Below are 25723 nucleotides of genomic sequence, written 5' to 3' on the forward strand. Positions count from 1 at the left end.
ACCCGTAAATAGTGATGAATCAGATACATTCCGTATGCGTGTACAGTGCCTCCAGTACAAAGATAGATCCTGTATATTTCGAAGCAGCCGAACAACTTGGACGTTTGCTTGCCGAACATCATATCCGTTTGGTCAATGGTGCGGGAAGTATCGGTCTGATGCGTTCTGTAGCCGATGCTGTGCTCAGTAATGGCGGAGAAGTAACAGGTGTCATTCCTCATTTTATGGTAGAGCAGAACTGGCAACATACGGGTCTGACGGAATTGATCGAGGTAGCTTCCATGCATGAACGTAAGCAGAAGATGGCAGACCTGAGTGATGCGGTCATTGCCTTGCCCGGAGGTTGCGGGACGCTGGAAGAGTTGCTTGAAGTAATTACCTGGAAGCAGCTTGGCTTATACCTCAATCCGGTGGTGATTCTGAACGTCAATGGCTTTTATGATCCTTTACTCAATATGCTTGGTAGAGCCATTGATGAAAACTTCATGCGTCGTCAGCACGGTGATATCTGGAAGGTAGCTAACACGCCTGAGGAAGCTGTTGAATTGCTTTATACTACACCTGTCTGGGATATCTCTATTCGTAAATTTGCTGCGATATGAGACCCGGAGCACTCATACATCCTACAGATACCCTTGCGCAATCACCGAACGATTCGCTGCAGACGGACTCGACGGCAACAATGTTGCTGAGAGATACCACATCTGTGGTTTCTGCGGATACATTGCCTCTTTTCTATCAAGGGCAATTTGTGTCGGAAGATAGTCTTCAGCTGACGGAATATCATTCCACACAAGAATATGCCTCCGGTTTTGAAGGGACCCCCCTTTCCTACTCTCCGCGTACAGATGATGTGATCTCTTTGACATTACTAGCATGTTTCTTTCTTTCTTCCATTGCATTGGCAAGAGGAAAGAAATTCCTCACACAGCAAGTGAAAGACTTTGTATTGCACCGCGAACGAACCAGCATTTTTGATAGCTCCACAGCTGCCGATGTGCGTTATCTGATTGTGCTTACTGTCCAGACCTGTGTACTGTCTGGCATTGTATTCTTCAATTTTTTTCATGATAAACAACCAATGTTGATGGAGCGGATTCCTCCCCTGCTTCTTTTAGGGGTTTATGTCGGTTCTTGCTTGGTTTACTTTTTCCTGAAATGGATTATTTATATGTTTTTGGGATGGGTATTCTTTGATAAAAACAGGACAAATATATGGCTTGAATCTTATTCTACACTCATATATTATGCTGGATTTGTACTTTTCCCTTTTGTGCTATTTCTCGTTTATTTCGATTTAAATCTAACGAATCTGATAATAATTGGGTTGACGATTCTAATTTTTACTAAAATATTGATGTTTTATAAGTGGATAAAGCTTTTTTTTCACCAATTAAATACTCTTTTCCTATTAATTTTGTACTTTTGCGCTCTTGAAATAGTACCTTGTCTGCTACTCTATCAGGTACTAGTTCAAATAAACAACATATTGCTAATAAAATTTTAGGACGTTGAAAATTAAAAAAGTACTAGTGTCGCAGCCTAAGCCTGCGTCAGAGAAATCTCCCTATTACGACATCGCTGAAAAGTATGGCGTAAAAATAGATTTCCGGCCTTTTATTAAGGTGGAAAGCCTTTCGGCGAAGGAATTCCGGCAACAGAAGATTTCGATTCTTGACTATACTGCCGTAATATTTTCTTCCCGTCATGCAATTGATCATTTCTTCCATTTGTGTACAGAACTTCGTGTCACAATTCCGGAAACAATGAAATATTTCTGTGTAACTGAAGCGGTTGCACTGTATATCCAGAAATATGTTCAGTATCGTAAACGTAAGATCTTTTTCGGTGCTACCGGAAAGATTGAAGACCTTGTCCCTGCTATTTTGAAGCATAAGACCGAGAAATATCTCGTGCCTATGTCTGATGTTCACAATGATGATGTGAAGAATTTACTCGACAAGCATAATATCCAACATGCTGAAGCTGTGATGTATCGTACAGTCAGCAATGACTTTACAGCCGAGGAGGATTTCGATTATGATATGTTAGTGTTCTTTAGCCCTGCCGGAGTAACTTCTTTGAAGAAGAACTTCCCGGATTTTGACCAAAAAGAAATCAAAATCGGTACCTTTGGTTCGACTACAGCACAAGCAGTACGTGATGCCGGACTTCGCCTGGATCTTGAAGCTCCTACAGTGAAGGCTCCGTCAATGACTGCTGCACTTGATATGTTCATCAAGGAAAACAATAAGTAATTCATAGTGAGTTTATATACATTGCGTAAAGCCGAAAGGCTGAATAGTAAAATTCTGGTCGGAAAGATGTTTGAAGGAGGTGTTTCCAAATCCTTTTCCATCTTTCCGATACGCATTGTATATATGCCTGTCGAAAAAGGAGAAGCTTCGGCTTCTATTCTTATCAGCGTCTCGAAACGGCGATTCAAACGGGCGGTAAAACGTAATCGGGTGAAACGCCAGATTCGTGAAGCTTACCGCAAAAACAAACATCTGTTGCTGGATCAGTTACAATGCTGTAATCAACATCTTGCCATTGCTTTTATTTATCTCTCGGACGAGTTTGTTGCTACTTCCGAGTTAGAAGAAAAGATAAGAACGGCACTTTTGCGCATTTCTGAAAAGCTATCATTATGAAAGCTTATGTTTGCTGGATATCAGTCATCTGGGGAAATATAAGAATGGTTCTTAGAAAAGCATTTTCATTTTTATTGCTGCTTCCCATCTACTTTTACCGGGTTTGTATTTCACCTCTGACTCCTCCTTCCTGTCGGTTTACTCCTACCTGTTCGGCTTATGCTGTCGAAGCAATAAAAAAACATGGTCCTGTTAAAGGGCTCTTTCTGGCTGTCCGTCGTATCCTGCGATGTCACCCCTGGGGTGGATCCGGCTATGATCCGGTCCCCTGAATGATTCGATAAAGATTTAGAATATGAAAAAGGTTGCAAAAGAAAATACAAAACAGATTCTGGACATTCACACACATAATTTGAAGAGCGATGAACGTTCTATTTATAACTATCCTCTGTTGTGGATCTCTCCAATACATATGCCGCCGGCACCTAATCCGGAAGCTGATATAAAAAGAAAGCTTGCTTTACAGCAATTGATATCAGCAAAGCCTTCGGAAGGAGGTTTCTTGGATGGACCGGTTTTCATTAACAAAGAAGCGTTGAAGGAAGGACACTTTTATTCAATGGGAATTCATCCCTGGGAATTAAGTCAAAATAATCTGGAAAAACAGTGGGAGCGCATGAGCGAATTGCAACCTTCCAAGCAAATGATTGCTATCGGTGAGACGGGACTAGATAAACTGGCTCAGGCCTCGATGGATTTACAGCTTTCTATTTTTAAGGAACATGTAGACGCTTCCGAAACGTTTAAGTTGCCAATAATTATTCATTGTGTGAAAGCAATGGAAGAACTGCTGGCGGTAAAAAAGGAATTTTGTGCTAAACAACCTTGGGTCTGGCATGGTTTTCGGGGAAAACCGGAGCAGGCAAAGCAGTTATTGAAGCTCGGTTTTTATCTGTCCTTCGGAGAGTATTATCCGGATGAGGCAATGTTGGCAGTACCGCCTGAACGTTTGTTTCTGGAAACAGATAATAGTCAACTTGATATTGAAGTACTTCTTCAACGGGCAGCTAAGGTACGTGGAGTGGAGGTAGAGGCACTGCGGGAAACGATTCAGGAAAATGTACAAAACGTCTTTTTTAAGGCGTAAGAGTTGTATCTTCGGAGAAAGAGTCGTATTTTTGCCGAAAGTGGAAAAGAAAAACAATAAAAACCTAATAAAAAGAGTAATACGATGAATTTTGTAGAAGAATTAAGATGGCGCGGTATGTTGAATGACATGATGCCGGGAACAGAAGAGTTGTTGAACAAAGAGCAAGTTACGGCTTATTTGGGAATCGACCCGACTGCTGATTCGTTGCATATCGGACACCTTTGCGGTGTGATGATGCTTCGTCATCTTCAACGTTGCGGTCACAAGCCATTGGCACTCGTGGGCGGTGCAACAGGTATGATTGGTGACCCTTCCGGTAAATCGGCTGAGCGTAACTTGCTGGATGAAGCAACGCTGTATCATAACCAAGAATGCATCAAACAGCAACTGGCTAAATTTCTTGATTTTGAATCGGATGCTCCGAATCGTGCCGAGTTGGTGAACAACTATGAGTGGATGAAGAACTTTACTTTTTTGGATTTTGCCCGCGAAGTAGGCAAACATATCACTGTGAACTATATGATGGCGAAAGATTCAGTGAAAAGACGTCTGAATGGTGAGGCACGTGATGGTTTGTCATTTACAGAATTTACCTATCAGTTGTTGCAAGGGTATGATTTTCTTCACTTGTATGAAACAAAAGGTTGTAAGCTTCAGATGGGTGGATCTGACCAATGGGGCAATATTACTACCGGTGCTGAATTGATCCGTCGTACCAATGGGGGAGAGGTATTTGCCTTGACTTGTCCGTTAATTACAAAGGCGGATGGCGGTAAGTTCGGTAAAACGGAATCCGGTAATATCTGGTTGGATGCCCGCTATACTTCACCTTATAAGTTCTATCAATTCTGGTTGAACGTAAGCGACGCTGATGCAGAACGTTATATTAAGATCTTTACTTCTATCGGTAAGGAGGAAATTGATGCGTTGATTGCTGAACATCGTGAGAATCCGCATCTACGTGTACTTCAGAAACGTTTGGCAAAAGAAGTAACGATCATGGTTCACTCTGAAGATGATTATAATGCAGCAGTAGATGCATCTAATATCTTGTTTGGTAATGCTACCTCTGAAGCTTTACGCAAACTGGATGAAGATACTTTGTTGGCAGTGTTCGAAGGAGTCCCTCAGTTCGAAATTTCTCGTGATACGTTGGTAGAAGGAGTGAAGGCTGTCGACCTGTTTGTGGATCATGCGGCTGTATTTGCTTCGAAAGGAGAGATGCGTAAGTTAGTTCAAGGTGGAGGCGTTTCTTTGAATAAAGAGAAGCTGACGGCTTTTGATCAGACAATTACAACTGCTGACCTGCTGGATGAGAAATATCTGCTTGTTCAACGTGGCAAAAAGAACTATTACTTGCTGATCGCAAAATAAGAAAAAGAGGGTTTCTGATAAAAAAAATATCGAAATATTTGGAGATTTAGTTGGATAACCCTATCTTTGCACCGCTTTTTAACAGAAAGCACTCGAGTTTGTCCTATGGTGTAATGGTAGCACAACAGTTTTTGGTTCTGTTTGTCTAAGTTCGAATCTTGGTAGGACAACTGTTAATTAAAGAAAAGCCCTGGAAGGTAATACTTTCGGGGCTTTTTCATTTTCGGGGATTGGAGAAAGAATATAAAAAAGAAAGACATAATATGAAAAAGAGCTTGTTATTATTGTTTTGTTTGTTGGGCTTGATTAGTGTTTGCATTGCGAAGCCGACAAAGACATTTACAGTTTTGCAGTTGAACCTTTGGCATGAGGGTTCTAAGGTTCCTAACGGCTATCAAGGGATTGTAGATGTGTTGGATCAGGTGGATGCAGATGTTGTGTTCTTGTGTGAAATCAGAGATTTTAACGGGAATAAGTTTATGCCTCGTGTATTAAAGGATCTGGAAGCTAGGGGGAAACATTATTATGGAGAGACTTTAGGTATGGTAGTCGGTGTACTGAGTAAGTTCAAACCGGATAGTCTGATGAGATGCTGCATTGTGCCCGGTGATGAGGTTCGTGCAATGTTGAAGATGGTAACTACGATAGACGGACAATCGATATCTTTCTACTCTTGTCATTTAGATTATTTGCATTATGAATGTTACATGCCTCGTGGTTATGATGGTACTACTTGGAAGAAGATGGATAAGCCGGTTACGGACGAGAATGAAGTTCTAAAAGCAAACCGAATGGCTTATAGAGATGAGACCATCCGTTCTTTTGTTCAAGAGGTTCAGTCGGATATTAAACAAGGGCGTCCGGTGATTATGGGTGGAGATTTTAATGAACCTTCTCATTTGGATTGGCAAGCAGATACGAAGGATTTGTGGGATCATAACGGAGCAATTATCCATTGGGACTGTTCTATGATGCTTCATGAGGCGGGCTTCAAAGATACTTATCGAGAGAAATATCCGAATCCTGTTCAATATCCCGGATTTACCTTTCCTGCCGGAAATAAAGTAGCTGAACAGGCTAAATTAGAAATACTCGCTTGGGCTCCGGATGCTGACGAACGGGATCGCATTGACTTTATCTATTATTATCCGACGAACTCAAAGTTATCAATGAAAGACTGCTTGCTGGTAGGTCCTTCGGAAACTGTTATTCGTGGAAAAATAACAGAAAACAATTCTAAAGATAAGTTTTTAACACCTTCTTGTATCTGGCCAACAGATCATAAAGGGAATCTTGTTACGTTTAAGATTCGGAGAAAATAATTGTCTGATAAATAAATTGTTAGGTCGAAATTGGTCAAAAACAACGTGAATTATCAATGTAAAAGCATTTATGTTCATCGTCATATTTTTGTATATATCGCTACTATACAGATGATTGCATTGCGTCATCTTTTTATTATGATTTCTAGATACAATAATATAGAAAGTAAATAGACAGATCAAAAATACAGAATACGGTTATTCGGAAAATGTCTTAAAAGAGTCGTGAATGATTGAGACACTTCATGTGAAAAAAGATGGCGCAATGTAATCATTTGAGTATTAACAGAATATATAAAAATATGACAATGAATCAAAGTCTTTTCACTTATTCAAAAGAGGCTATTTTTAAAAAAAACATTGAATAGATTGTTATTAAACACCGTAATGTTTGAAAAAAAGATCGAATAGATTGAAAATAATCTTCTCATAGATTATAAAAGAATAAACTTGTACTTGAGTTGTCTGACTCTTATATATCTTTCAGCTGATTGTAGTACTTGAGTTGTCTGATTGTAGTACTTGAGTTGTTTAATACTAGTACATGTTTCAGATCATTCTTGTATAACATTTAGAGAAACTGTCAAAAAGTTATTCTCTTCAAGACAACGATGGAGTTTGGAACTAACTTCCATGGTATTGTTTTTCATTCGATAAATTTTCAGTTCTCACTTCTTGACTGTAGTTACTTAGGTGCACTATTTCAATGTGCTAGTGTGATAAAAAGGATGTTTGTATCATTCACTAGAAAAAACGATCTTCAAAAAAATGCCGATTTTATCGATATTTTAGCATAAAAGTAAAGTTGGTCCGAAATGGTCAGCCTTTTTTTTTGGTAAAATACGATTTTTGTTTTACTTTTGTTTTACCAGTTGATTTTGTAATGCTGAAAAACAATTTTATTTCTTTTTATAAAAAACAGTATTACTAATTTGATAATCTTTTTGAAAGACAAATCAATAAAAGTTCCTTTGTTATTTATTAGTCAGAATTATATAAGAGAAAAACAATAACTAATAAATCTAATATGATGATAAAACAACAAAAATGAAAAATGCGTTTACTTTAATTCTATTTTTATACTTGGCAATATCTTGTCATGACTCAAAGAAGAATCAGCTTTCCAATTTAGTAAAAGAATGGAGCGGAAAGGAGATACAATTTCCATCTCATTTAACTTTTACTGTTCAAGGTAAAGATACAGTCAATTTTGACTATCTTCATTCTACATATAAGATTATAATGTATGCAGATTCGATGGGTTGCCTTAGTTGTAAACTACAGCTTTCTAAATGGAAGACTTTTATGCAAGAAGTGGATTCTTTGCGAGATCAAAATAAAGCTGTTTCATTCGTATTTTGTTTTTTCCCGAAAAACAGACAGATGTTACAAAATATTTTATGTTATGAGCATTTTGTTCATCCTGTTTGTATAGATGCGCAAGATGAATTTAATAAACTGAATCATTTCCCATCAGAGATAGCTTTTCAGACATTTTTATTAGATCGAGATAATAGAGTGATAGCGATTGGTAATCCTATCCGTAATCCTAAAGTGAAAGAATTATATTTGAAATTGATAAGAGGTGAAGCTAAAACAACGGAAGAACAAGTAGTGACTATGGGAGAATTGAGTGAAAATAAGGTGGATTTTGGCATTTTTCCTAAAACAGAGAAGCAGGAACGAATAATTGAATTAAAAAATACAGGCACAGAAGTGTTGGTAATACAAGATGTAACTACTTCATGCGGATGTACTAAACTGGAGTTTGAAAGGACCCCTGTTCCTGTAGGAGATAAAAGAGTATTAAAGATTATTTATGAAGCAGATAACAGTGGATACTTTCAAAAAACTGTAGATGTGTTTTGTAATATAGATTCTTCTCCTTTACGAATAAACGTGATAGGAGAAGCGAAAGAAAAATGAGACATAAGAGAAAATTTGGAGAATGGCTTTGGTAGAGCATTGAAATGGCGGTTAAACTGTAGGTTGTTTGCAAAGATTTATCTAATCAAACTAGTGCACTTACGGTTTTTATATAAACAATTAATTAACATGAGTTTTATTTGATAGCTTGAACTTGCACTGGTTTAATTCTGTCAATGAGAAAATTAAATTTTATCAATTATGAAAAAGAAATTTTTATTAGTTGTACTTGCTGTTACTGTAGTAAGTGCAGTTTGTGTGAAGAAAAGTATGAAGGGTGTTTGCCTAACAGACTTGGGATTAGAGAATGTTGAGGCATTGGCTGCTGATAATGAGGGAACAAGTGTAGGTACTTGCTATCTGGAAGAACCAAGCTCTTCTGATAGAGATTACAAATTTTTCTGTGATAGACGTACTGATAATGGTACTATCTATCCGTGTCCGCAATCTGCATCATATGGACCATATTTCGAAAATTCGAGAGATAGATGTACAAAATAGCTAATTTATGAGTGTATAGAAAACTTAAGGGCATATATTGTTCTCTTTTATTTTCCAATTTATAATGGAATCAAACGAATTTCAGTATTTGCTCTTGAAATATAAATATCTTGAATAATCTAATTTGTAGTAAAATGTTTGGAAGATGAAAAGAATTAAAGGAGTGTTTTATTTTATGTCTATCTTGATTCTTTGTACCAATACCAATTGTAGTAAAATGCATCATGATGATAGTATGTACTTCAATGGAAAGATTCAAAATATTGAAGATGGTATAGAGAATGCTAGAAATTTACAATTGAAACCCCTGCCTCTGAATGGGGCAAATTATGGATGGATTGCTGCTTATGATTCACTTATGTTTTTCATGAATTCTAAATTACCTAATCAGTTTTTCAATGTATTCAACATAGATACAGGAGAAGAACTTGGTACTTTCTGTAATAAAGGGAGCGGGCCGGAAGAGGCTGCATCTGTGGGTCCTATCTTTCAGCTTTTTAAAGAAGGAAATGAATTGAAAACCCTTCTTTTTGCTCCCAATGAGGAAAGACTGTTGATTTGGAATATAACTCAATCCTTGGAGCAAGGCAAGACAGTGATGGATAGGGTCATTCCTTATGCGTGGAGGGATGAAAATAAAGGTGCTTGTTATAATGAAATGTTTCTTCAAGATAGCAACACGTTATTGACTAAAGTCAGTGCTTTTCCTATTAGTGATGATGATGCAACTTTGCCTTTTTTCCAGAAACGGACTCTTGATACTAATAAATGCTTGAAGGACTATCAAAGTTATAAACAAACGATTAAAAATAAGGAATTACCTCTTCTGCCTGAGTGTTTTTTTAACTCTAATAATACATTTAAACCGGACGGCACTAAAATAGTACAAGCTATGATACGTCTTCCTCAATTGAATATTGTGGATGTGCAAACAGGAGAGGTTGTCGGATATCGTCTTAACTATGGTTTGGATTTCTCAATTTTTAAAGGAGAAAAACAATTAAGAAACTTCTATGGACTTGTACAGGCTGATGACAATTATATATATGCATTGTATTGGGGGAAAGTACAATGGGGAGACATCAATACAATCTATGTATTTGATTGGAGTGGCAATTTAATAGATAAATTGAAGGTAGATCATTATATAAGTAGCATATGGCTGGATACGGTCCGGAATAGATTCTATATCATTGAGAGTAAGACGGATGATGTCTTTTATTATGAATTGGATGAGCTTAACAAAGAATGGGGGGCTCATTAGTCTTGACTCTGTTATCTGCTACAAGGGTATCTAATTTCAACAATACATCTCAAAAGTGGAGAATTCATTCTTTAAATATCAAGAAAAAGGGTTTATGTATTCATTTTTGGGATATTATAAATTTATAAAATAATGAATTATCTGAAATCATGAAAAGAGTTGAATTTGTTTTTTACACGTTGTTGGTCATTTACTCTTGTGTTTCAACGAGTTGTCAGAAAAGTAATGATGATGAATGTTTCAATGGTGATATTCACCCAATTAGGGATACTATAGATAGAGTGGAAACCGTTAAGTTACAATCTGTATTTTTGGATGGCGCAAACTATGGAACGCCTTTTGTATATGATTCTCTCATCATTTTTATGAATCCTAAATTGAAAGATCATTTTTATAATGTGTTTAATATAAATACAGGGCAGGAAATAGGTGTTTTTTGTAATAAAGGAGGAGGTCCCGGCGAATTTTATTCTTTAAGTTTGATTTATCAATTATTTAAAGAAAAGAATGAATTGAAAGCACTTTTGTTTGAGGCACATAAGGAAAATATTTTAATTTGGAATATAAGCCAATCGATAAGAGAAGGTAAAACTATTATTGAAACGATTCCTTATACTTGGAAAACGGAAAATAATAATGCATGTTACAGTGGTTTGTTTCTTAAAAGTAGAAATGAATTATTGGCTAAGGTTGCTGCTTTGCCTATAGATAAGGATGATGCCACATTACCAATTTATCAGAAAAGGTCTATTGATGCCAATCAGTGTTTAAGAACTTATTCAATTTATAAACAGACGATTAAAAATAGTGAAGCATCTATTATACCAGAAGCTTTTTTTAATTCTAGTGACGCTTTTAAACCTGATGGGACGAAAATAGTACAAGCCATGGTTCATCTTCCTCAACTTAATATTATCGATGTGGAAACTGGCAAAATAACAGGATATCGTTTAGAGAATGGGGAAGATTTTTCTGTTTTCAAAGGGAAAAAAGAGATTAAGAACCATTTTGTACGTTTAGCGGCAGATGATAAATTTATATATGCCTTGTATTGGGGAAAGTTGCCTTGGGGAGCGAGAGAAATTCCGTATATTAATACTATTTATATCTTTGATTGGAAAGGGAAATTAGTGAGTAAGATCGCTACAGATCATGATGTCGATAAGATGTGTGTAGATACTGTCCGGAATAGAATCTATATTATTGGACCAAAGACAGATGATGTCTTTTACTATGATTTGGATGAGCTTAATAAAGGATCGGAATCCCGTTAGTTCTGCTTCAGTTTCTCATTCTGGAAATTCCGGGGAATTCTGTTGTGGTGACTCATATAATCTGAGTGCTGATTTTTTAATTAAATATGAAAGACCTGCTCCCAATCAAATCGTATTATAGTTCGTTAAAAAGATATATATCGCATCAATTCAGACATTTTTGATGGATAATTAAAACAAAATTGTAATGCAAAGACGTTTTCTTTTATTATTTTTGCATCGTGTACGCAAACGGAGTACATCTGGAATAGAGAACTTATTCAATAATTAAAATAATAAGATATGAAAACGAACTATGAGATTCGCTATGCTGCCCATCCGGAGGATGCAAAAAATTATGATACTAAAAGAATCCGTCGCGATTTCTTAATCGAAAAGATATTTGCTCCCAATGAAGTGAATATGGTGTATTCCATGTATGACCGTATGGTAGTGGGAGGTGCATTGCCAGTAGGAGAGGTACTGACTCTTGAAGCGATTGATCCGTTGAAAGCCCCATTCTTCCTGACTCGTCGTGAAATGGGTATTTACAATGTTGGAGGACCGGGTGTAGTAAAGGCTGGTGATGCAGTTTTTGAACTTGATTATAAGGAAGCCCTTTATCTGGGGTCAGGAGACCGTATGGTGACTTTTGAAAGTAAGGATGCTTCCCGCCCTGCTAAGTTCTACTTCAACTCTTTGACAGCACACCGAAATTACCCGGATCGTAAAGTGACAAAGGCTGATGCAATAGTAGCCGAAATGGGTTCGTTGGAAGGCTCCAATCACCGTAATATCAATAAGATGTTGGTGAATCAGGTACTTCCTACCTGCCAATTACAGATGGGAATGACGGAGTTGGCTCCGGGAAGTGTTTGGAATACGATGCCGGCTCATGTCCATAGCCGTCGGATGGAAGCTTATTTCTATTTTGAGATTCCCGAAGATCATGCCATCTGTCATTTTATGGGTGAAGTAGACGAGACCCGTCACGTATGGATGAAAGGTGATCAGGCGGTTCTTTCTCCTGAATGGTCTATTCACTCGGCTGCTGCTACCCACAATTATACCTTTATTTGGGGGATGGGTGGAGAGAACCTTGATTACGGTGATCAGGATTTCTCATTGATTACAGACTTGAAATAACAATTAAAATAATCCTCTTAATTTAATAACAAAAGATTATGAATCAGTTTTTGAATTTTTCTCTGGAAGGTAAAGTAGCTCTCGTAACAGGTGCTTCTTATGGTATTGGTTTTGCTATTGCTTCTGCTTATGCAGAACAAGGTGCTACTATCTGTTTCAATGATATCAATCAGGAATTAGTAGATAAAGGAATGGCTGCTTATGCTGAAAAGGGAATTAAGGCTCATGGCTATGTATGCGATGTAACAGACGAACCGGCTGTTCAGGCTATGGTTGCTACCATCGAAAAAGAAGTGGGTAGCATCGATATTCTTGTAAATAATGCAGGTATCATCCGTCGTGTTCCTATGCACGAGATGGAAGCTGCTGATTTTCGTCGTGTAATCGATATTGATCTGAACGCTCCTTTTATCATGTCTAAGGCTGTTTTGCCGGCAATGATGAAAAAGGGGCATGGCAAGATTATCAACATCTGTTCTATGATGTCAGAGTTAGGTCGTGAAACTGTATCAGCATATGCTGCTGCCAAAGGTGGTTTGAAGATGCTGACTCGTAATATCTGTTCTGAGTATGGTGAGTACAACATCCAATGTAATGGTATTGGTCCGGGTTATATTGCTACGCCGCAGACTGCCCCTTTGCGTGAAAAACAACCGGATGGAAGCCGTCACCCATTCGATTCATTTATTTGTGCCAAGACTCCTGCCGGTCGCTGGTTAGATCCTCAGGAACTTACAGGTCCTGCTGTTTTCCTGGCTTCAGAAGCTTCTAATGCGGTCAATGGACATATACTCTACGTAGACGGAGGTATCCTTGCATACATCGGTAAACAACCAAAATAGTTTTTTAATGGATCATTGATAATGGATAATTGTGGCTGTATGGTCATGATATCCATTATCAATTTCTTAATTATTAGTCCAAACTTCATTATTTATCAATCAATGAAAGTGAGAAAGGTATTAATTCTAATAACTGTTATCATCATGAGTTGTGTTTCTTCTTGTGTAGATAGCAAACAAACAATGACGGTGACAGTGTCTAATCCTTTGGGACTGGAACGTATAGGTGAGATGGTTGAGCTGGCAATGAGTGATGTAGTTGCTAAACTGAAATTGGCAGATACAGCACAGATTGTGATACTTGACATGGATGGGCAGCAAGTTCCTTACCAGATAACCTATGATCAGAAAGTTATTTTCCCGGCAACGGTGAAAGCCAATGGTACAGTAACTTATACCGTTCAGGAAGGTATGCCGGAGCCTTATAATGTGATAGCATGTGGCAGATACTACCCGGAGCGTTTGGATGATGTAGCTTGGGAGAATGATTTGGTTGCTTTTCGTGCATATGGTCCGGCTTTGCAGCAACGCGGCGAACGTGGGTTCGGTTATGATGTGTTTACTAAGTATAATACAACAGAGCCTGTTGTAGAAGCTCGTTATGCCAATGAAGTGAGCAAGGAAAAACGGGCAAAAATAGCAGAATTGAAGAAGACCGATCCTAAGGCTGCCAGAGAACTGGAGCGTGCTATTTCCTATCATATCGATCATGGCAATGGAATGGATTGTTATAATGTAGGTCCTACACTGGGAGGCGGTACATCTGCCTTGATGGTGGGGGATACCATTATATATCCTTATTGCTATCGTACACAGGAAATACTGGATAATGGTCCCTTACGTTTTACTGTGAAGCTGGAGTATAATCCCTTAGTGGTACGTGGTGATTCTAATGTTGTGGAGACTCGTGTAATTACGTTGGATGCCCATTCTTATTTGAATAAAACGGTGGTTTCTTATACGAATCTGAAAGAATCAGTACCCGTAGTTACCGGAATTGTTCTTCATGAGCCGGATGGGACCATAAAGACCGATGTTGCTAACGGATATATGACTTATGTAGATCCGACTGGAAACCCGAAGGCCGGTAATGGTAAGATATTTATCGGAGCTGCTTTTCCTGCTCAAATCAATGAAGCCAAGGCCGTACTTTTCTCAGAGAAGGAGAAGAAAGAAGAGCGTGCCGGAGCAGATGGTCATTTATTGGCGGTCAGTGACTACCAGCCAGGTGCTGAATATACCTATTATTGGGGTTCTGCATGGGATAAGGCAGCTATTAAGACAGTGGATGCTTGGAATGAGTATATGGCTCAATATGTGCAGAAACTGCATGCTCCACTTATTGTATCCTATTAATGAATTGATTATTTAGATTCCGGTGATTCTTTTACGATACGGATATTTCGCATTAATCCCGAATATTTAACCCTTTTCACGGCACTCCCTTTGAAGAGGGTTTTATATTGTTCCTCTGTTAGACTTTGCCAATCACTTTTTTTCATTTGCAGCAGAGAAGGAGAGGGGTGAAATTCTTCTGTTTGGCAAGGAGTGGAATAGCGGTTCCATGGGCAGGTATACTGGCATTCATCACATCCATATATTTTTTTATTCATTTTTTGTCCCATATTGGGCGAAAGGTCCCCACGATATTCAATGGTAAGATAGGAAAGACATCTCTCGGAATTAAGCCGGAAAGGGGCTTCTAAAGCTTTTGTTGGACAAGCGTCTATGCAACGGGTGCATGAACCACATCGACTTTTCTGCGGAATATCATAATTATCGGCTACTATATTGATAATCACTTCTCCTAAAAAGAAGCAAGAACCGGCATGAGGAATGATCAGTTGTGTGTTTTTTCCTATCCATCCGAGTCCGGCGCGCCATGCCCAATACCGTTCGAGTATAGGTGCTGTGTCGCAAAAGACGCGACCGCTAACCGTTAGGGGAGAAGTAGCTGGAACGATTGTCTCTGAGCTAGTGGATGAGAGCATGATAAATTCCAGTAGAGCATTGAGTTTTTTCTTCATCACATCGTGATAATCCTTTCCGTAGGCATACCAGGCTATCTGATACTCCTCTATCGGAAGTTTAGTTTCCGGATAGTAGTTTAATGCGACACTGATGACTGTGCGTGCTCCTTCAACCAATAGACGAGGATCAAGGCGTTTATCTTCATAATTTTGCATATAAGCCATTTCTGCCTGACAGCCGTCAGCCAACCATTGGCGGAAGGAAGTTGCAACAGTCTCATTGACAGCTTCGGCAGGTGCCAGTCCACAAGCGGAAAAGCCGAGGCGAGTGGCTTCGGCTTTTATTTGTTCGGAAGAGAGAAGTTTATTCATATAAAAAGACTTGTCTCGTTATAAATATCTTGTGGTAAACCAGGGTTTAGTATCTTGCAGCTTATAATACTTTAAACTCGTATCCCTCTGCTTTCAGAAACTCGATGGCTCGGGGAAGTGCATATTGAAGATTCCCGTTATTCCAGGACTTCAGAGAGTCGTGAAAAGTAATGATAGAGCCATTTCTTACATAACGTTTTACATTATTCAGGACTTGTTCGGGACGCATCCGTTTACTGTAATCGCGTGTCACAAGGTCCCACATAATGATTCGGTAATAATGTCGCAATGTGTAGTACTGCCGGAATCCCATGTGCCCATGTGGTGGGCGGAACAGTTCGGAATGAATCATTTCGTCTACCTTTTTTGTGTTTGCCAGGTATTCCGGATTGGAATATTCGAATCCTCGGATGTGGTTGAAAGTGTGGTTACCAATGCGATGTCCGTGTTCTACCACCATCCGGTATACATCCGGGTGTTTGCGGATATTATCGCCTACCATGAAGAATGTGGCTTTAATATCATACTTTTCCAGCAACTCTAACACCCAAGGGGTTACTTCCGGGATAGGTCCGTCGTCGAAAGTCAGATAAACTGCCCGTTCGTTCGGGTCCATGCGGAAGATGGCTTGTGGGTACAACGCTCGGAAAAGCCAAGGCGGTTGTTCTATAAACATAAACTAATTGAATAAAAAATGCAGAATGAAGAATGAAGAATCCAGTGCGACATAAGGTGCGCAACCCATTCTTCATTCTTTATTCTCATGCTTAATTTATTATTGTTTTCCTTTCATTATCGTCACGTACTCGTTGTATAATTGTTCGAGTTGTGCGGAATAATGTTTTGCGAGTTTTTCTGATTTGTATTTTTCCATTAGGCGGACTTCAGCGTCAAGCAAGCTTGCATTGTACATGAAGTTTTCACCTGCGATAGCAAGCTGGTTGTCGTTGAGGCTGAGATACCAAATCATATATTCGAGCGACTTGTTGGCAAGTGCATCGATTATCTTATCTGCTTTCTCTGTCTGGCCTAGTTGATAGTATGATTCTGCCATTTGGAAGGCACCGTTTCTCCAGTCGTAAGGTACGTTGTAAGCAGGTATCATCTTTTCAGCGTAGTCAAGTGCGGCAAGAGCTTTGTCTTTCTTACCTTCCTTGATAAGTTGGCCGACAAGCTGAGTGAAGATACGACGGTGTGTATCACACATACGCATCACATTTTCATCAATATAGATACCCGGTTTGTCGATACCTCCGAACTTGAATTTGTTCATCAGGTTGTCGTACATCTTTTCACTGTCGATTTTGCTATCCAGCTTATCAGTATCAAACGGAGTGAAACGGTAGGCAAGACCTTCTTGTATGAAATGATTGGTCATACCCAGGTTGTTTTCGCTACCTACAGTGATTGCCATATAGATAGGACGTTCCCAGTTTGCGTTGGCAAGCATCTCGAGCATCATCAGTTCACTCTTGTAGAGTGCGCGTTTGGGACTACCGTTTGCATCTTTCAGTAAGATAGTCATATATTCGGGGATAGAGTCACCCAATGCTTCCGGTATCTTCATTCCGGAGCGGCGGACAGCCTCTTCATCGATCTTCATGACAATACTGTCTGTAGGAATAAGTGGTAATTTGATGTCCTGTCCTGTCTTTTTGAGCAGTTCTTTAAGCTGATCATTCTTGCCGAGCATCCAACGGTTAATGATTTCTTTCAGTTCATAAGGATTTTCACCAAAGATGGAATGAACAAGTGACAGTACGGTAGTATCCCCTTGGGCAGCTAATTCATTTGCCTGTTTGAAATAGTTGTCGATAAGCGATCTTACTTCCGGGTGGATAGGGATATATTCATTCTGTCCTTCTACGTATTCCACGCGATCCCATGTGATAGGGAGTGAAGGTGAATCGTAGGCCGGACGTTTCATCTGGTCGATGTACCAATCGGTCTGTAAATAGCTCAGATTACAAGTACGAGCATCGGTGCGGAATTCTTCTGTTTCCTGATTGTACCACAGAGGGAAGGTGTCGTTATCACCATTCGTATAGATGATCGGATTGCCTTCTTCCTGAAGGGTCATCAGATAATTCTGACCGAAGTCACGCGCAACGAAACGTCCGCTACGATCGTGGTCATCCCAGGTTTGTCCTGCCATTTGAATAGGAACCAATAAGCAAAGTACGGAAGCTAATGCCGCCGCCGGAAGTTCTTTCATCTTACAGTATTCCCGTAATAAATGAATGATACCCGCTACTCCCATACCTATCCAGATGGCAAAGGCATAGAAGGAACCTGCATACGCGTAGTCACGTTCACGAGGCTGTGCAGGTGTTTGGTTGAGGTAGAGCACAATGGCAATACCTGTCATAAAGAACAGGAAGAAAACAACCCAGAATTGTTGAATACCGCGTTGGCTGTGATAAGCTTGCCAGAACAGGCCGATCAGTCCAAGTATCAACGGTAGGCAGTAAAAGACGTTGCGTCCCTTATTGTCCTTCAGGTCTTGTGGGAGTAATTCCTGGTTGCCTACTAGTAGGTTATCTATGAATGGGATACCTGTAATCCAATTGCCATGTTCGATTTCTCCACTGCCTTGAATATCGTTTTGACGTCCTGCAAAGTTCCACATGAAGTAACGCCAGTACATGAAGTTCAATTGGTAAGAGAAGAAGTATTTGATGTTTTCCCATTGCGTAGGCATGTTTACCATCACCATTTCACCGCATTGGTCGTAAGGAACATCATAACCTTTCACATCTACCCATTGTTTGTAGAGTCCGGCATGTGAGGCACTGTACATACGGGGGAATAGCATGTTCTGTGCATATTCGTATTCGATGCGTCCGGGAAGTTGGATATAAGAGTCTTTTTCGTCCGGAGAAGTCTTTTCCTTACGGATATATTTTACTCCGGTTTCTGATTGGCGAGGTATGCAATAGCCATCTTTGGTCTCGAGTGCTACTTTTGATGAGTAAGCAGGACCGTAGAAGAGCGGACGTGTTCCGTATTGCTCACGACCCAGGTATTCACCTAAAGTGAAGATGTCTTCCGGGGAGTTCTGATCCATCGGAGTATTGGCTGTGGAACGGATTACGATCAGTGCATAAGACGAATATCCGATCACGATCATCATGGTACACAACAAAGTTGTATTCATGGTGCGTGCGGAAATACGCCATTTCTCTTTTATCTTTTCCTGCACCTGTGGAGCAAGGTAGATAGCCAATACGGCAATCACTAAAATACCAATCAGGATGCTGCTGGCTCCATGTCCGTAGAACGGAATACCCAACAGGGCAATGGTGAGGATAAAGGAGATAGCCATACGTAGTCTGCTTTTCTCCGTATAGCTTTCGTATATACCCCAGATAAGGGAAGCTGCCAGAATGATGATATAAACCACTACGCCTGTGTTGAACGGCATTCCCATTCCATTGACAAACATGAGCTCAAACCAACCACCTACTTTCACGATACCCGGAACGATACCATAAAGTACGGCTGCTACCAGTACGCCCGATCCGATGAGGGCAAGCAATGAACCTTTTGCAGTGGCATTCGGTGTTTTCTTGTAGTAATATACCAATACGATCGCCGGTAGACAAAGCAAGTTCAGCAAGTGAACGCCGATACTCAATCCCGTCAAATAAGCAATCAGGATAAGCCAACGGTCACTGTGGGGTTGGTCGGCTACGTCTTCCCACTTCAAGATCAGCCAGAATACAATGGCGGTGAACAGGGAAGAGAAAGCATATACTTCGCCTTCTACTGCTGAGAACCAGAAGGTATCGCTGAATGTATAGACCAGAGCACCTACCAGTCCGCTACCCATAATTGTTATGAGTTGCCCTTTGGTAATGTTATTCTCGTCGGTGATGATTAACTTGCGAACTAAATGGGTAATACTCCAGAAAAGGAATAGGATACAGGCACCGCTCATCAGGGCACTCATATAGTTTACCATTTTAGCAACAGTGGTTACGTCGGAAGCAAATTGAGTAAACAAATTTGCCATCAGCATAAAGAAGGGTGCGCCGGGTGGATGACCGACTTCCAGTTTGTAGCCGGTGGTTATAAACTCGGGACAATCCCAGAAACTAGCAGTCGGCTCTATTGTAAGGCAATAGACCGTTGCTGCAATGATGAATGTAAGCCAACCCATCAGGTTGTTTACGGTTCTGTACTGTTTCATTAGCACTTATCGTAGTTTATTCGTTAAAAACAGATTAGACGGGCGCAAAGATAATGATTTACGGGCATAAAGTAGAAGAAAGTAAGATTTATTAAGTATCAGAGGGGCGATTTCGTAGTTTGTGGGCTATTAATAATCTACTTGACAGGTATTAATAGCTTAAATGGCAAGTATTAATAGTTGAGAAATAGGATATTAATACCTGATAAGTGGCTAAAATAAAGTGCTTAGAGGTTGATAGCATGAGAATTATGATTGTGTACTTTTTATCAAGGAGTATCGTTGTGATGATGGTGATGATGTTCTCCAAGAATGCGGTGTGGAAGTGTTCCATGTCCAAGTAATTCGATCGGACAATTGAAGTTCTTTTCCAACCATTCTGTAGTGACCTCTGTATCTGGATGATAATCCAGTGTCTCATTGACACAAGCAATGGATTTCACTTGTTGAAGTACCGTACCGATATCATGGCTGACGAGAATAATGGCACACTCTTTATTGATTTCAGCCAGCAATTCGTACAGACGTGCTTCGAAACGTTTGTCGATATAGGTACTTGGTTCATCAAGAATCAAGGCGGAAGGATCGGAGATAATGGCACGTCCCAATAGAGCACGTTGTAGTTGTCCGCCACTTAATTGTCCGATAGCGCGATGTTCGAGACCTTCCAGTCCCATACGGGAAACGATTTGTTTTCCTTTCTCTTTTTGTTCCGGCGTAAAGCGTGAGGTTAGCGATTTCTGAATGCTTAAACCTGACAAGATTACTTCTTCTACTGAAATAGGAAACTTCCGGTCGATGCTGTTGTATTGCGGGAGATAACCGAGAGAAATTTCTGAGCTGGAAGTTGGGGCTTGAGAATGGTTATCGCTTTGCCCGGTATGAAAGATTATTTCCCCTCCGGTAGGTTTCAACAGACCTAGGATACATTTGATTAATGTCGTTTTACCTCCTCCATTGGGACCGATAATACCTAAGAAATCCCGTTCGTAGATATGGAGGTTTACATCATGAAGAACGGTACGACCGTCGTACCCGGCAGAAAGATTCTTTATTTCGATGATGGGAGTTGCAGCCATAGTTACTTCCTACTTGTAGTTTGATATTATTGGAGCAAAGGTAAGCAATTAAACGATAAAATCAAGAAGTTAGTCAAACAGCTACGCACCCAAGCCAATGAAATATTCAAAGAGGCTTTGGGTGCAGATTGTCCGTTTATCAGGGTTTCTCAACAGGCATAAGTGCATTTGCCACATTCAGCATTTCCGCTTCCCAATCATAGCTCAGCGGATTGATGGGGACCACGCGTGTTCCCGTTTGCTGCGCTATTGTCTCTGCATTTCTTTTGTCAAACTCCGGTTGTACGAAGATAACTTGTACGTTTTCTTCTTTACATAAGTCTATCAATTCTTTCAAATGAGCAGGAGAGGGTTCTTTTCCTCCCTCTTCGATAGAGATCTGATGCAGTCCGTAATCACGGGCAAAGTAGGAGAGAGCCGGATGGTAAATCATAAATGCTTTGGCCGCTTCAGGTTTTGACAACTGCTCGCAAATGATACTGTCTGTATATTGTATGCGTTGGCAGAGAGAATCATAACGTGCGAAATAATAAGCTTGATTGGCTTTATCGAGCGTGCAGAGTGCTTTATAGGTGTTTCCGGCAATGATCAAAGCATTGGTTGCAGAATTCCATATATGAGGCTCTATAGAGTGAATATGACCATCATGAGACGTATGTCCATGTCCCGGATCATCATTACTCAGGATAAGATCTACCCCTTTTGAGGTATCGAACATCTGTATATGCGGAGTATTATTCATTAAACGATCCATCCATGTTTGTTCAAATCCGATATAGCCGATTCGGAAATACGCTTTACTATCCCCCAAGGATACAAGCTGCTGCGGGACAGGATCATAAGTCTCCGGGCTGGAACCTTTGGGAACCATGCTGACTACCTTAAACTTGTCACCGGCAATTGCTTCGGTGAAGTAACGTTGCGGTTCCAGGGTAACGGTGATAACCGGTTTTTCACCTTCTTTACCGTTTGACTTGGATGAATTTCCTGTGCAAGCTGCCAGTAAAAGACAGGTGCTGAGCAACAAGAAAGTACATTTATTTTTTAGTTGTTTTTTCATGACTGGTTCTTTTAATTTCTTTGATTGTTATACTTGTTTGCGGGCTCGTAATATTTCCCGTTTACCTCCCGGAGGGCCCGGTAAACGTTCGACTACAAATCCTGCGGTTTGCAACATCCTCCGGATTACTCCTTTGGCACAATAAGTGGTCAGAATCCCATCATTGCTTAATAAAACATACAAACGGTTGAATAGTTCTTGAGACCACATTTCCGGTTGTTTTTCGGGGGCAAATGCATCGAAATAGACGATATCAGGGCTGTCTGGCAGAGAACGGAAGATCCATTCGTTAAAGTCTGCCTGTACTTTCCGCAGGGTGAAGTGTGGGCTGAGGCAGACTTCCTCTTCCCAAGGTGAAATGTGAAGCTGTTTAAACAGTTCGATAGCTGTTACCGGTTGGTTATTTATGGTTAGTTGTTCGCTATCCTCGATATAGCCTAGTTGCTCTATTATCGGCCATTCCAGAGGATAGAGTTCTAATCCTGTATAGTGTATATTCCGGTGGTTTCTTTCTGCTTCCTCAAGCGTAAGCCAGGCATTTAGTCCTGTGCCGAAGCCAATTTCCAGAATTCGGGGTGAGGGCACATCAGATGCTTCCAGTCCCATGTGGATGAAAATGTGTTGCGATTCTGTACGTGCCCCTTTGATTGAATGATAATGCTCATTCAATTCGGGTACAAACAGAGTTGCACTTCCGTCGTCGGTTTTTTCAATGACTCTTTTCATCCTATTTTAATTTCTTATCTTTATGTCTCTTTTATCCTGCAACTATGTTCCAGGCATTCTCCAATACATATAGCAGAAGAATGTAGCGCAATAGTTTACCTATAAACATGGAAGTGACAGTAAGCCATGTGTTGCTTCGCATAAATCCCAGTGCAATGGCCACTACTTCGCCAATGGCTGGCAAGAAAGCAAAGAATGCCATCAATGCCCCTTTCCCTTGCAGGAAGGTAACCATCTTGTCTATTTTCTCTTTCTTTACTTTAAAGTATTTCTCAATCCAGCTTATCTTGCCTAGACGACCCATGTAATAACAAGTCATTCCACCCACTGTATTGCCCAGTGTAGCAGCAAGTATACATGCGGTAGGATTTAGACCGAGTTTTACTAATGTAACTAGCACGAGCTCGGAACTGAAAGGTATAATACTTCCTGCTAACATGGCCGAAATAAACAATCCCGGCAATCCCCAATCAATGAGAAGTTGTATGGTTGAATCTATAAAAGCGTCCATATATTAAAACCGAATAAGAGGATGAGGCTAACCATCGTTATAATGAAAAACACATTGGATGTTTTACTGTTGGTCAGCGCAAAAAGGTGTCCGATTAGGATACTGCTGCTTATCATCAGAAGTGGTAGCAGGTCGTTACATAGCATCGGCTGTAAGGCTATCAGCAAAAAGAGGAAAGCAGTCAGTTCAATAAGAAACTGCAAATAGGCGCGTGTGCGTATCTTGTCTTCAAGACCGGCAACAATACAGTGGGCTGTACTGACAATATATAATACAAGCAAGAAGCCAAGTGTTGCAAATTCCCAGGGTTGCAAGGATTGTAAATCGAAGACATTTCCAAACGAAATCAGATCGTAGAAAGGTCGGTAGAACAAGTCCATCTGACCGTAGAAGAAGGCGTGTCCGAATAACATCCAATAGGGAAGCATCCATCCCAATATCGCTGCACAGAAACTGCGTGGATTGAGTGATTGAAAACGGTAAGCTCCGAGTAACCACAACACCGACAGGAAAGTGAGCTGAGGAAAAAAGATACTTCCTGCTCCGATAAAGAAAAAGGAATAAAACAGATTGCCTGATGCTTGTGATTGTTGATAGCTGTTGAATAAAAAATAAAGGGAGACCAAAAAAGCAAGAGCAGTAATGTCTCCGGCATATAACAGGTGCATTTCCGGGCAGACAGTGACTAGCAGAAAGTAAATCGCTGTCTGTACGGAAGCCCGCATACGTATGATGGTAAAACGGTTGTTTATCTCGATCAGGAAATAGCCGATAATTGCATATACCAGATAGCTGACAATACGGTCTGCCCATGAGGGGAGCAATAGGGAACGGGTAGACTGCCAGATAGTAGAACCTCCTTCTTTGCCTAATGAGGAAGTGAGGTCGGGCAATAAGAGGGAAGTCAGCACCCAGAAGAGAGTGCAGATAAGGATGACGGCTGGTAATGTCCAACGTCCTGCTGTTATCTGGCTTTGTAGTCTTTTGTTCCTCATTAATTAAAGTTTAACAAGAGATTTACTGTGTATTTGATCTCCGTCTTTTGAGTCGTTTACTGTTCCTATATGTACACTGCGGTGGGCATATAGATCCACCGTGCTGTACATATATACCCACCACGGTGAGTATATATGCCTACCAAACGGTTTTACTATCTCCTGTTTTACAGGTCAAATCCAATGTCGCGACGGAAGTATTTCTTGTCGAAATTGATCATGTCTGCCACTTTATAGCTCTGAGCCAATGCTTCTTCTTTAGTTGCACCGTAAGAGCAAACTGCAATGACACGTCCTCCATTTGTTACCACCTGACTGTCTTTTACGGCTGTTCCGGCATGGAAAATGATACTGTCCGTGGTGGTAGCTTGTTCCAGTCCGCTGATAGGGAATCCTTTCTCGTAAGCTTCGGGATAACCGCCACTAACAAGAATCACACAACCTGCGGAGCGTGGGTCCATAACCAATTCCTTTTCGTTAAGATTGCCTGCGGCTGTACCTTCCAGCAATTCAACGAAGTCGCTCTGGATACGAAGCATTACACTCTCTGTTTCCGGATCGCCCATACGAACGTTATATTCAATGACCATCGGTTCGCCTTTTACTCTGATCAATCCGAGGAAAATGAAACCTTTGTACGTGATATTTTCTTCTTTCAACCCGTTGATGGTAGGTTCGATGATGCGTGTACGTACTTTTTCCATAAATTCTTCGTCTGCAAACGGGACAGGAGTTACGCTACCCATACCACCGGTATTGAGGCCTTTGTCACCTTCTCCGATACGTTTGTAGTCTTTGGCAACAGGAAGTACTTTGTAGTTCTCTCCATCTGTAAGTACGAATACGGAACATTCGATACCACTCAGGAACTCTTCGATAACGACAGTTGCCGATGCAGAACCAAACATGCCCCCAAGCATTTCTTTCAATTCTTTTTTGGCTTCATCCAGTGTAGGCAGGATCAAAACACCTTTTCCGGCACAAAGGCCGTCTGCTTTCAGTACGTAAGGAGCTTCCAGCGTTTCGAGGAAGGACAGTCCTTCTTCAAGGTTATTGGCTGTAATGCTTTTGTAGCGTGCTGTCGGGATATGATGACGCATCATGAAACCTTTCGCAAACTCTTTGCTCCCTTCCAACTGTGCTCCTTTGGCAGAAGGACCGATAACGGCAATATGTTTCAATTCGGGATGATTCTGAAAGTAGTCGTAGATACCTTGTACCAACGGATCTTCCGGACCTACAACAACCATATTGATATTCTCTTTTACAGCAAAAGCACCGATTGCATCAAAATCAGTAGCTTTGATATTTACGTTTTCGCCTACGGCGGTGGTTCCTGCATTTCCCGGTGCAATATACAACTTTTCTACTTTTGGACTTTGGGCAATTTTCCATGCAAGTGCATGTTCGCGGCCGCCCGAGCCTAATAATAATATCTTCATAATC

Annotated in this window: 24 protein-coding genes and 1 tRNA gene; 16 read left to right on the forward strand and 9 right to left on the reverse strand. The window is 40.4% G+C overall.

What is annotated here, in order from left to right:
- Nucleotides 1-14: 14 nt before the first annotated feature.
- The 16 genes from CZ225_RS22390 (at nt 15) to CZ225_RS22470 (ending at nt 14728) form a co-directional block, all read left to right on the forward strand.
- A complete protein-coding gene (locus tag CZ225_RS22390; RefSeq protein WP_077155574.1) occupies nt 15-602 on the forward strand; it encodes an LOG family protein in 588 nt (195 codons plus the stop codon).
- An 83-nt stretch (nt 603-685) separates the two neighbouring features.
- Nucleotides 686-1507 carry a DUF4271 domain-containing protein gene (locus tag CZ225_RS22395; protein ID WP_234983201.1) on the forward strand — a complete coding sequence of 274 codons (822 nt, stop codon included), beginning with the start codon at nt 686-688 and terminating at the stop codon, nt 1505-1507.
- Between the two features lie 4 nt (nt 1508-1511).
- Nucleotides 1512-2258 (forward strand): uroporphyrinogen-III synthase, encoded by a 747-nt coding sequence (locus CZ225_RS22400; RefSeq protein ID WP_077155575.1) that lies wholly within the window; start codon nt 1512-1514, stop codon nt 2256-2258.
- Between the two features lie 6 nt (nt 2259-2264).
- On the forward strand, nt 2265-2654 hold the full coding sequence (gene rnpA / locus CZ225_RS22405) for a ribonuclease P protein component (protein WP_077155576.1): 390 nt from the start codon (nt 2265-2267) through the stop codon (nt 2652-2654).
- Between the two features lie 44 nt (nt 2655-2698).
- A complete protein-coding gene (yidD, locus tag CZ225_RS22410) occupies nt 2699-2926 on the forward strand; it encodes a membrane protein insertion efficiency factor YidD (protein ID WP_129585935.1) in 228 nt (75 codons plus the stop codon).
- Between the two features lie 23 nt (nt 2927-2949).
- A complete protein-coding gene (locus CZ225_RS22415) occupies nt 2950-3741 on the forward strand; it encodes a TatD family hydrolase (protein ID WP_077155578.1) in 792 nt (263 codons plus the stop codon).
- Between the two features lie 84 nt (nt 3742-3825).
- A complete protein-coding gene (tyrS, locus tag CZ225_RS22420) occupies nt 3826-5118 on the forward strand; it encodes a tyrosine--tRNA ligase (protein ID WP_077155579.1) in 1293 nt (430 codons plus the stop codon).
- 99 nt (nt 5119-5217) lie between these two features.
- Nucleotides 5218-5288 (forward strand) — tRNA-Gln (locus tag CZ225_RS22425).
- A gap of 93 nt (nt 5289-5381) precedes the next feature.
- Entirely contained in the window at nt 5382-6440 is a 1059-nt protein-coding gene (locus CZ225_RS22430) for an endonuclease/exonuclease/phosphatase family protein (protein ID WP_077155958.1), read from the forward strand.
- A gap of 1047 nt (nt 6441-7487) precedes the next feature.
- Nucleotides 7488-8366: a DUF1573 domain-containing protein gene (locus CZ225_RS22440; RefSeq protein ID WP_077155581.1), complete on the forward strand. Its 879-nt coding sequence runs from the start codon at nt 7488-7490 to the stop codon at nt 8364-8366.
- Nucleotides 8367-8567: 201 nt separating this feature from the next.
- Nucleotides 8568-8867, forward strand: a complete 300-nt coding sequence (locus CZ225_RS22445) for an NVEALA domain-containing protein (protein WP_077155582.1) — start codon at nt 8568-8570, stop codon at nt 8865-8867.
- Between the two features lie 145 nt (nt 8868-9012).
- The gene (locus CZ225_RS22450) at nt 9013-10131 is read left to right on the forward strand and encodes a BF3164 family lipoprotein (RefSeq protein WP_077155583.1); all 1119 of its coding nucleotides are present in this window, start codon (nt 9013-9015) and stop codon (nt 10129-10131) included.
- A gap of 149 nt (nt 10132-10280) precedes the next feature.
- A complete protein-coding gene (locus tag CZ225_RS22455; protein ID WP_077155584.1) occupies nt 10281-11405 on the forward strand; it encodes a BF3164 family lipoprotein in 1125 nt (374 codons plus the stop codon).
- A gap of 282 nt (nt 11406-11687) precedes the next feature.
- A complete protein-coding gene (kduI, locus tag CZ225_RS22460; RefSeq protein WP_077155585.1) occupies nt 11688-12530 on the forward strand; it encodes a 5-dehydro-4-deoxy-D-glucuronate isomerase in 843 nt (280 codons plus the stop codon).
- 38 nt (nt 12531-12568) lie between these two features.
- The gene (locus CZ225_RS22465) at nt 12569-13372 is read left to right on the forward strand and encodes a gluconate 5-dehydrogenase (RefSeq protein ID WP_077155586.1); all 804 of its coding nucleotides are present in this window, start codon (nt 12569-12571) and stop codon (nt 13370-13372) included.
- Between the two features lie 108 nt (nt 13373-13480).
- Nucleotides 13481-14728 (forward strand): DUF4861 domain-containing protein, encoded by a 1248-nt coding sequence (locus CZ225_RS22470; protein WP_077155959.1) that lies wholly within the window; start codon nt 13481-13483, stop codon nt 14726-14728.
- 8 nt (nt 14729-14736) lie between these two features.
- Here the strand turns inward: CZ225_RS22470 and queG are convergent, their stop codons facing one another.
- The 9 genes from queG to purD form a co-directional block, all read right to left on the reverse strand.
- Nucleotides 14737-15714: a tRNA epoxyqueuosine(34) reductase QueG gene (gene queG / locus CZ225_RS22475; RefSeq protein WP_077155587.1), complete on the reverse strand. Its 978-nt coding sequence runs from the start codon at nt 15712-15714 to the stop codon at nt 14737-14739.
- Between the two features lie 61 nt (nt 15715-15775).
- Entirely contained in the window at nt 15776-16390 is a 615-nt protein-coding gene (locus CZ225_RS22480) for a polysaccharide deacetylase family protein (RefSeq protein WP_073350160.1), read from the reverse strand.
- A 99-nt stretch (nt 16391-16489) separates the two neighbouring features.
- Nucleotides 16490-19906, reverse strand: coding sequence for a protein O-mannosyl-transferase family (locus CZ225_RS22485; protein WP_077155588.1), 3417 nt, complete (start codon nt 19904-19906; stop codon nt 16490-16492).
- 269 nt (nt 19907-20175) lie between these two features.
- Nucleotides 20176-20985, reverse strand: a complete 810-nt coding sequence (locus CZ225_RS22490) for a metal ABC transporter ATP-binding protein (RefSeq protein WP_077155589.1) — start codon at nt 20983-20985, stop codon at nt 20176-20178.
- A gap of 139 nt (nt 20986-21124) precedes the next feature.
- Nucleotides 21125-22045, reverse strand: a complete 921-nt coding sequence (locus tag CZ225_RS22495; RefSeq protein ID WP_077155590.1) for a metal ABC transporter solute-binding protein, Zn/Mn family — start codon at nt 22043-22045, stop codon at nt 21125-21127.
- A gap of 27 nt (nt 22046-22072) precedes the next feature.
- Complete coding sequence (gene mnmD / locus CZ225_RS22500; protein ID WP_077155591.1) at nt 22073-22771, reverse strand: tRNA (5-methylaminomethyl-2-thiouridine)(34)-methyltransferase MnmC2; 699 nt, start codon at nt 22769-22771, stop codon at nt 22073-22075.
- A gap of 31 nt (nt 22772-22802) precedes the next feature.
- Nucleotides 22803-23282: a YqaA family protein gene (locus tag CZ225_RS22505; protein ID WP_077155592.1), complete on the reverse strand. Its 480-nt coding sequence runs from the start codon at nt 23280-23282 to the stop codon at nt 22803-22805.
- Nucleotides 23267-24277 carry a hypothetical protein gene (locus CZ225_RS22510; RefSeq protein WP_077155593.1) on the reverse strand — a complete coding sequence of 337 codons (1011 nt, stop codon included), beginning with the start codon at nt 24275-24277 and terminating at the stop codon, nt 23267-23269. The genes CZ225_RS22505 and CZ225_RS22510 overlap by 16 nt, the downstream gene beginning before the upstream one ends.
- 167 nt (nt 24278-24444) lie before the next feature.
- Complete coding sequence (purD, locus tag CZ225_RS22515) at nt 24445-25719, reverse strand: phosphoribosylamine--glycine ligase (RefSeq protein WP_077155594.1); 1275 nt, start codon at nt 25717-25719, stop codon at nt 24445-24447.
- Between the last annotated feature and the right edge of the window lie 4 nt (nt 25720-25723).

Source organism: Bacteroides bouchesdurhonensis, assembly GCF_900155865.1.
GTDB classification, from domain to species: Bacteria; Bacteroidota; Bacteroidia; order Bacteroidales; family Bacteroidaceae; genus Bacteroides; species Bacteroides bouchesdurhonensis.

What these genes read in the sequence shown, in the direction of transcription:
- CZ225_RS22390 (WP_077155574.1), top strand. Translation starts at nt 15, where the DNA reads ATGAATCAGATACATTCCGTATGCGTGTACAGTGCCTCCAGTACAAAG.
- yidD (WP_129585935.1), top strand. Translation starts at nt 2,699, where the DNA reads ATGGTTCTTAGAAAAGCATTTTCATTTTTATTGCTGCTTCCCATCTAC.
- CZ225_RS22415 (WP_077155578.1), top strand. Translation starts at nt 2,950, where the DNA reads ATGAAAAAGGTTGCAAAAGAAAATACAAAACAGATTCTGGACATTCAC.
- tyrS (WP_077155579.1), top strand. Translation starts at nt 3,826, where the DNA reads ATGAATTTTGTAGAAGAATTAAGATGGCGCGGTATGTTGAATGACATG.
- CZ225_RS22430 (WP_077155958.1), top strand. Translation starts at nt 5,382, where the DNA reads ATGAAAAAGAGCTTGTTATTATTGTTTTGTTTGTTGGGCTTGATTAGT.
- CZ225_RS22440 (WP_077155581.1), top strand. Translation starts at nt 7,488, where the DNA reads ATGAAAAATGCGTTTACTTTAATTCTATTTTTATACTTGGCAATATCT.
- CZ225_RS22445 (WP_077155582.1), top strand. Translation starts at nt 8,568, where the DNA reads ATGAAAAAGAAATTTTTATTAGTTGTACTTGCTGTTACTGTAGTAAGT.
- CZ225_RS22450 (WP_077155583.1), top strand. Translation starts at nt 9,013, where the DNA reads ATGAAAAGAATTAAAGGAGTGTTTTATTTTATGTCTATCTTGATTCTT.
- CZ225_RS22455 (WP_077155584.1), top strand. Translation starts at nt 10,281, where the DNA reads ATGAAAAGAGTTGAATTTGTTTTTTACACGTTGTTGGTCATTTACTCT.
- kduI (WP_077155585.1), top strand. Translation starts at nt 11,688, where the DNA reads ATGAAAACGAACTATGAGATTCGCTATGCTGCCCATCCGGAGGATGCA.
- CZ225_RS22465 (WP_077155586.1), top strand. Translation starts at nt 12,569, where the DNA reads ATGAATCAGTTTTTGAATTTTTCTCTGGAAGGTAAAGTAGCTCTCGTA.
- queG (WP_077155587.1), bottom strand. Translation starts at nt 15,714, where the DNA reads ATGAATAAACTTCTCTCTTCCGAACAAATAAAAGCCGAAGCCACTCGC.
- CZ225_RS22480 (WP_073350160.1), bottom strand. Translation starts at nt 16,390, where the DNA reads ATGTTTATAGAACAACCGCCTTGGCTTTTCCGAGCGTTGTACCCACAA.
- CZ225_RS22485 (WP_077155588.1), bottom strand. Translation starts at nt 19,906, where the DNA reads ATGAAACAGTACAGAACCGTAAACAACCTGATGGGTTGGCTTACATTC.
- CZ225_RS22490 (WP_077155589.1), bottom strand. Translation starts at nt 20,985, where the DNA reads ATGGCTGCAACTCCCATCATCGAAATAAAGAATCTTTCTGCCGGGTAC.
- CZ225_RS22495 (WP_077155590.1), bottom strand. Translation starts at nt 22,045, where the DNA reads ATGAAAAAACAACTAAAAAATAAATGTACTTTCTTGTTGCTCAGCACC.
- mnmD (WP_077155591.1), bottom strand. Translation starts at nt 22,771, where the DNA reads ATGAAAAGAGTCATTGAAAAAACCGACGACGGAAGTGCAACTCTGTTT.
- CZ225_RS22505 (WP_077155592.1), bottom strand. Translation starts at nt 23,282, where the DNA reads ATGGACGCTTTTATAGATTCAACCATACAACTTCTCATTGATTGGGGA.
- CZ225_RS22510 (WP_077155593.1), bottom strand. Translation starts at nt 24,277, where the DNA reads ATGAGGAACAAAAGACTACAAAGCCAGATAACAGCAGGACGTTGGACA.
- purD (WP_077155594.1), bottom strand. Translation starts at nt 25,719, where the DNA reads ATGAAGATATTATTATTAGGCTCGGGCGGCCGCGAACATGCACTTGCA.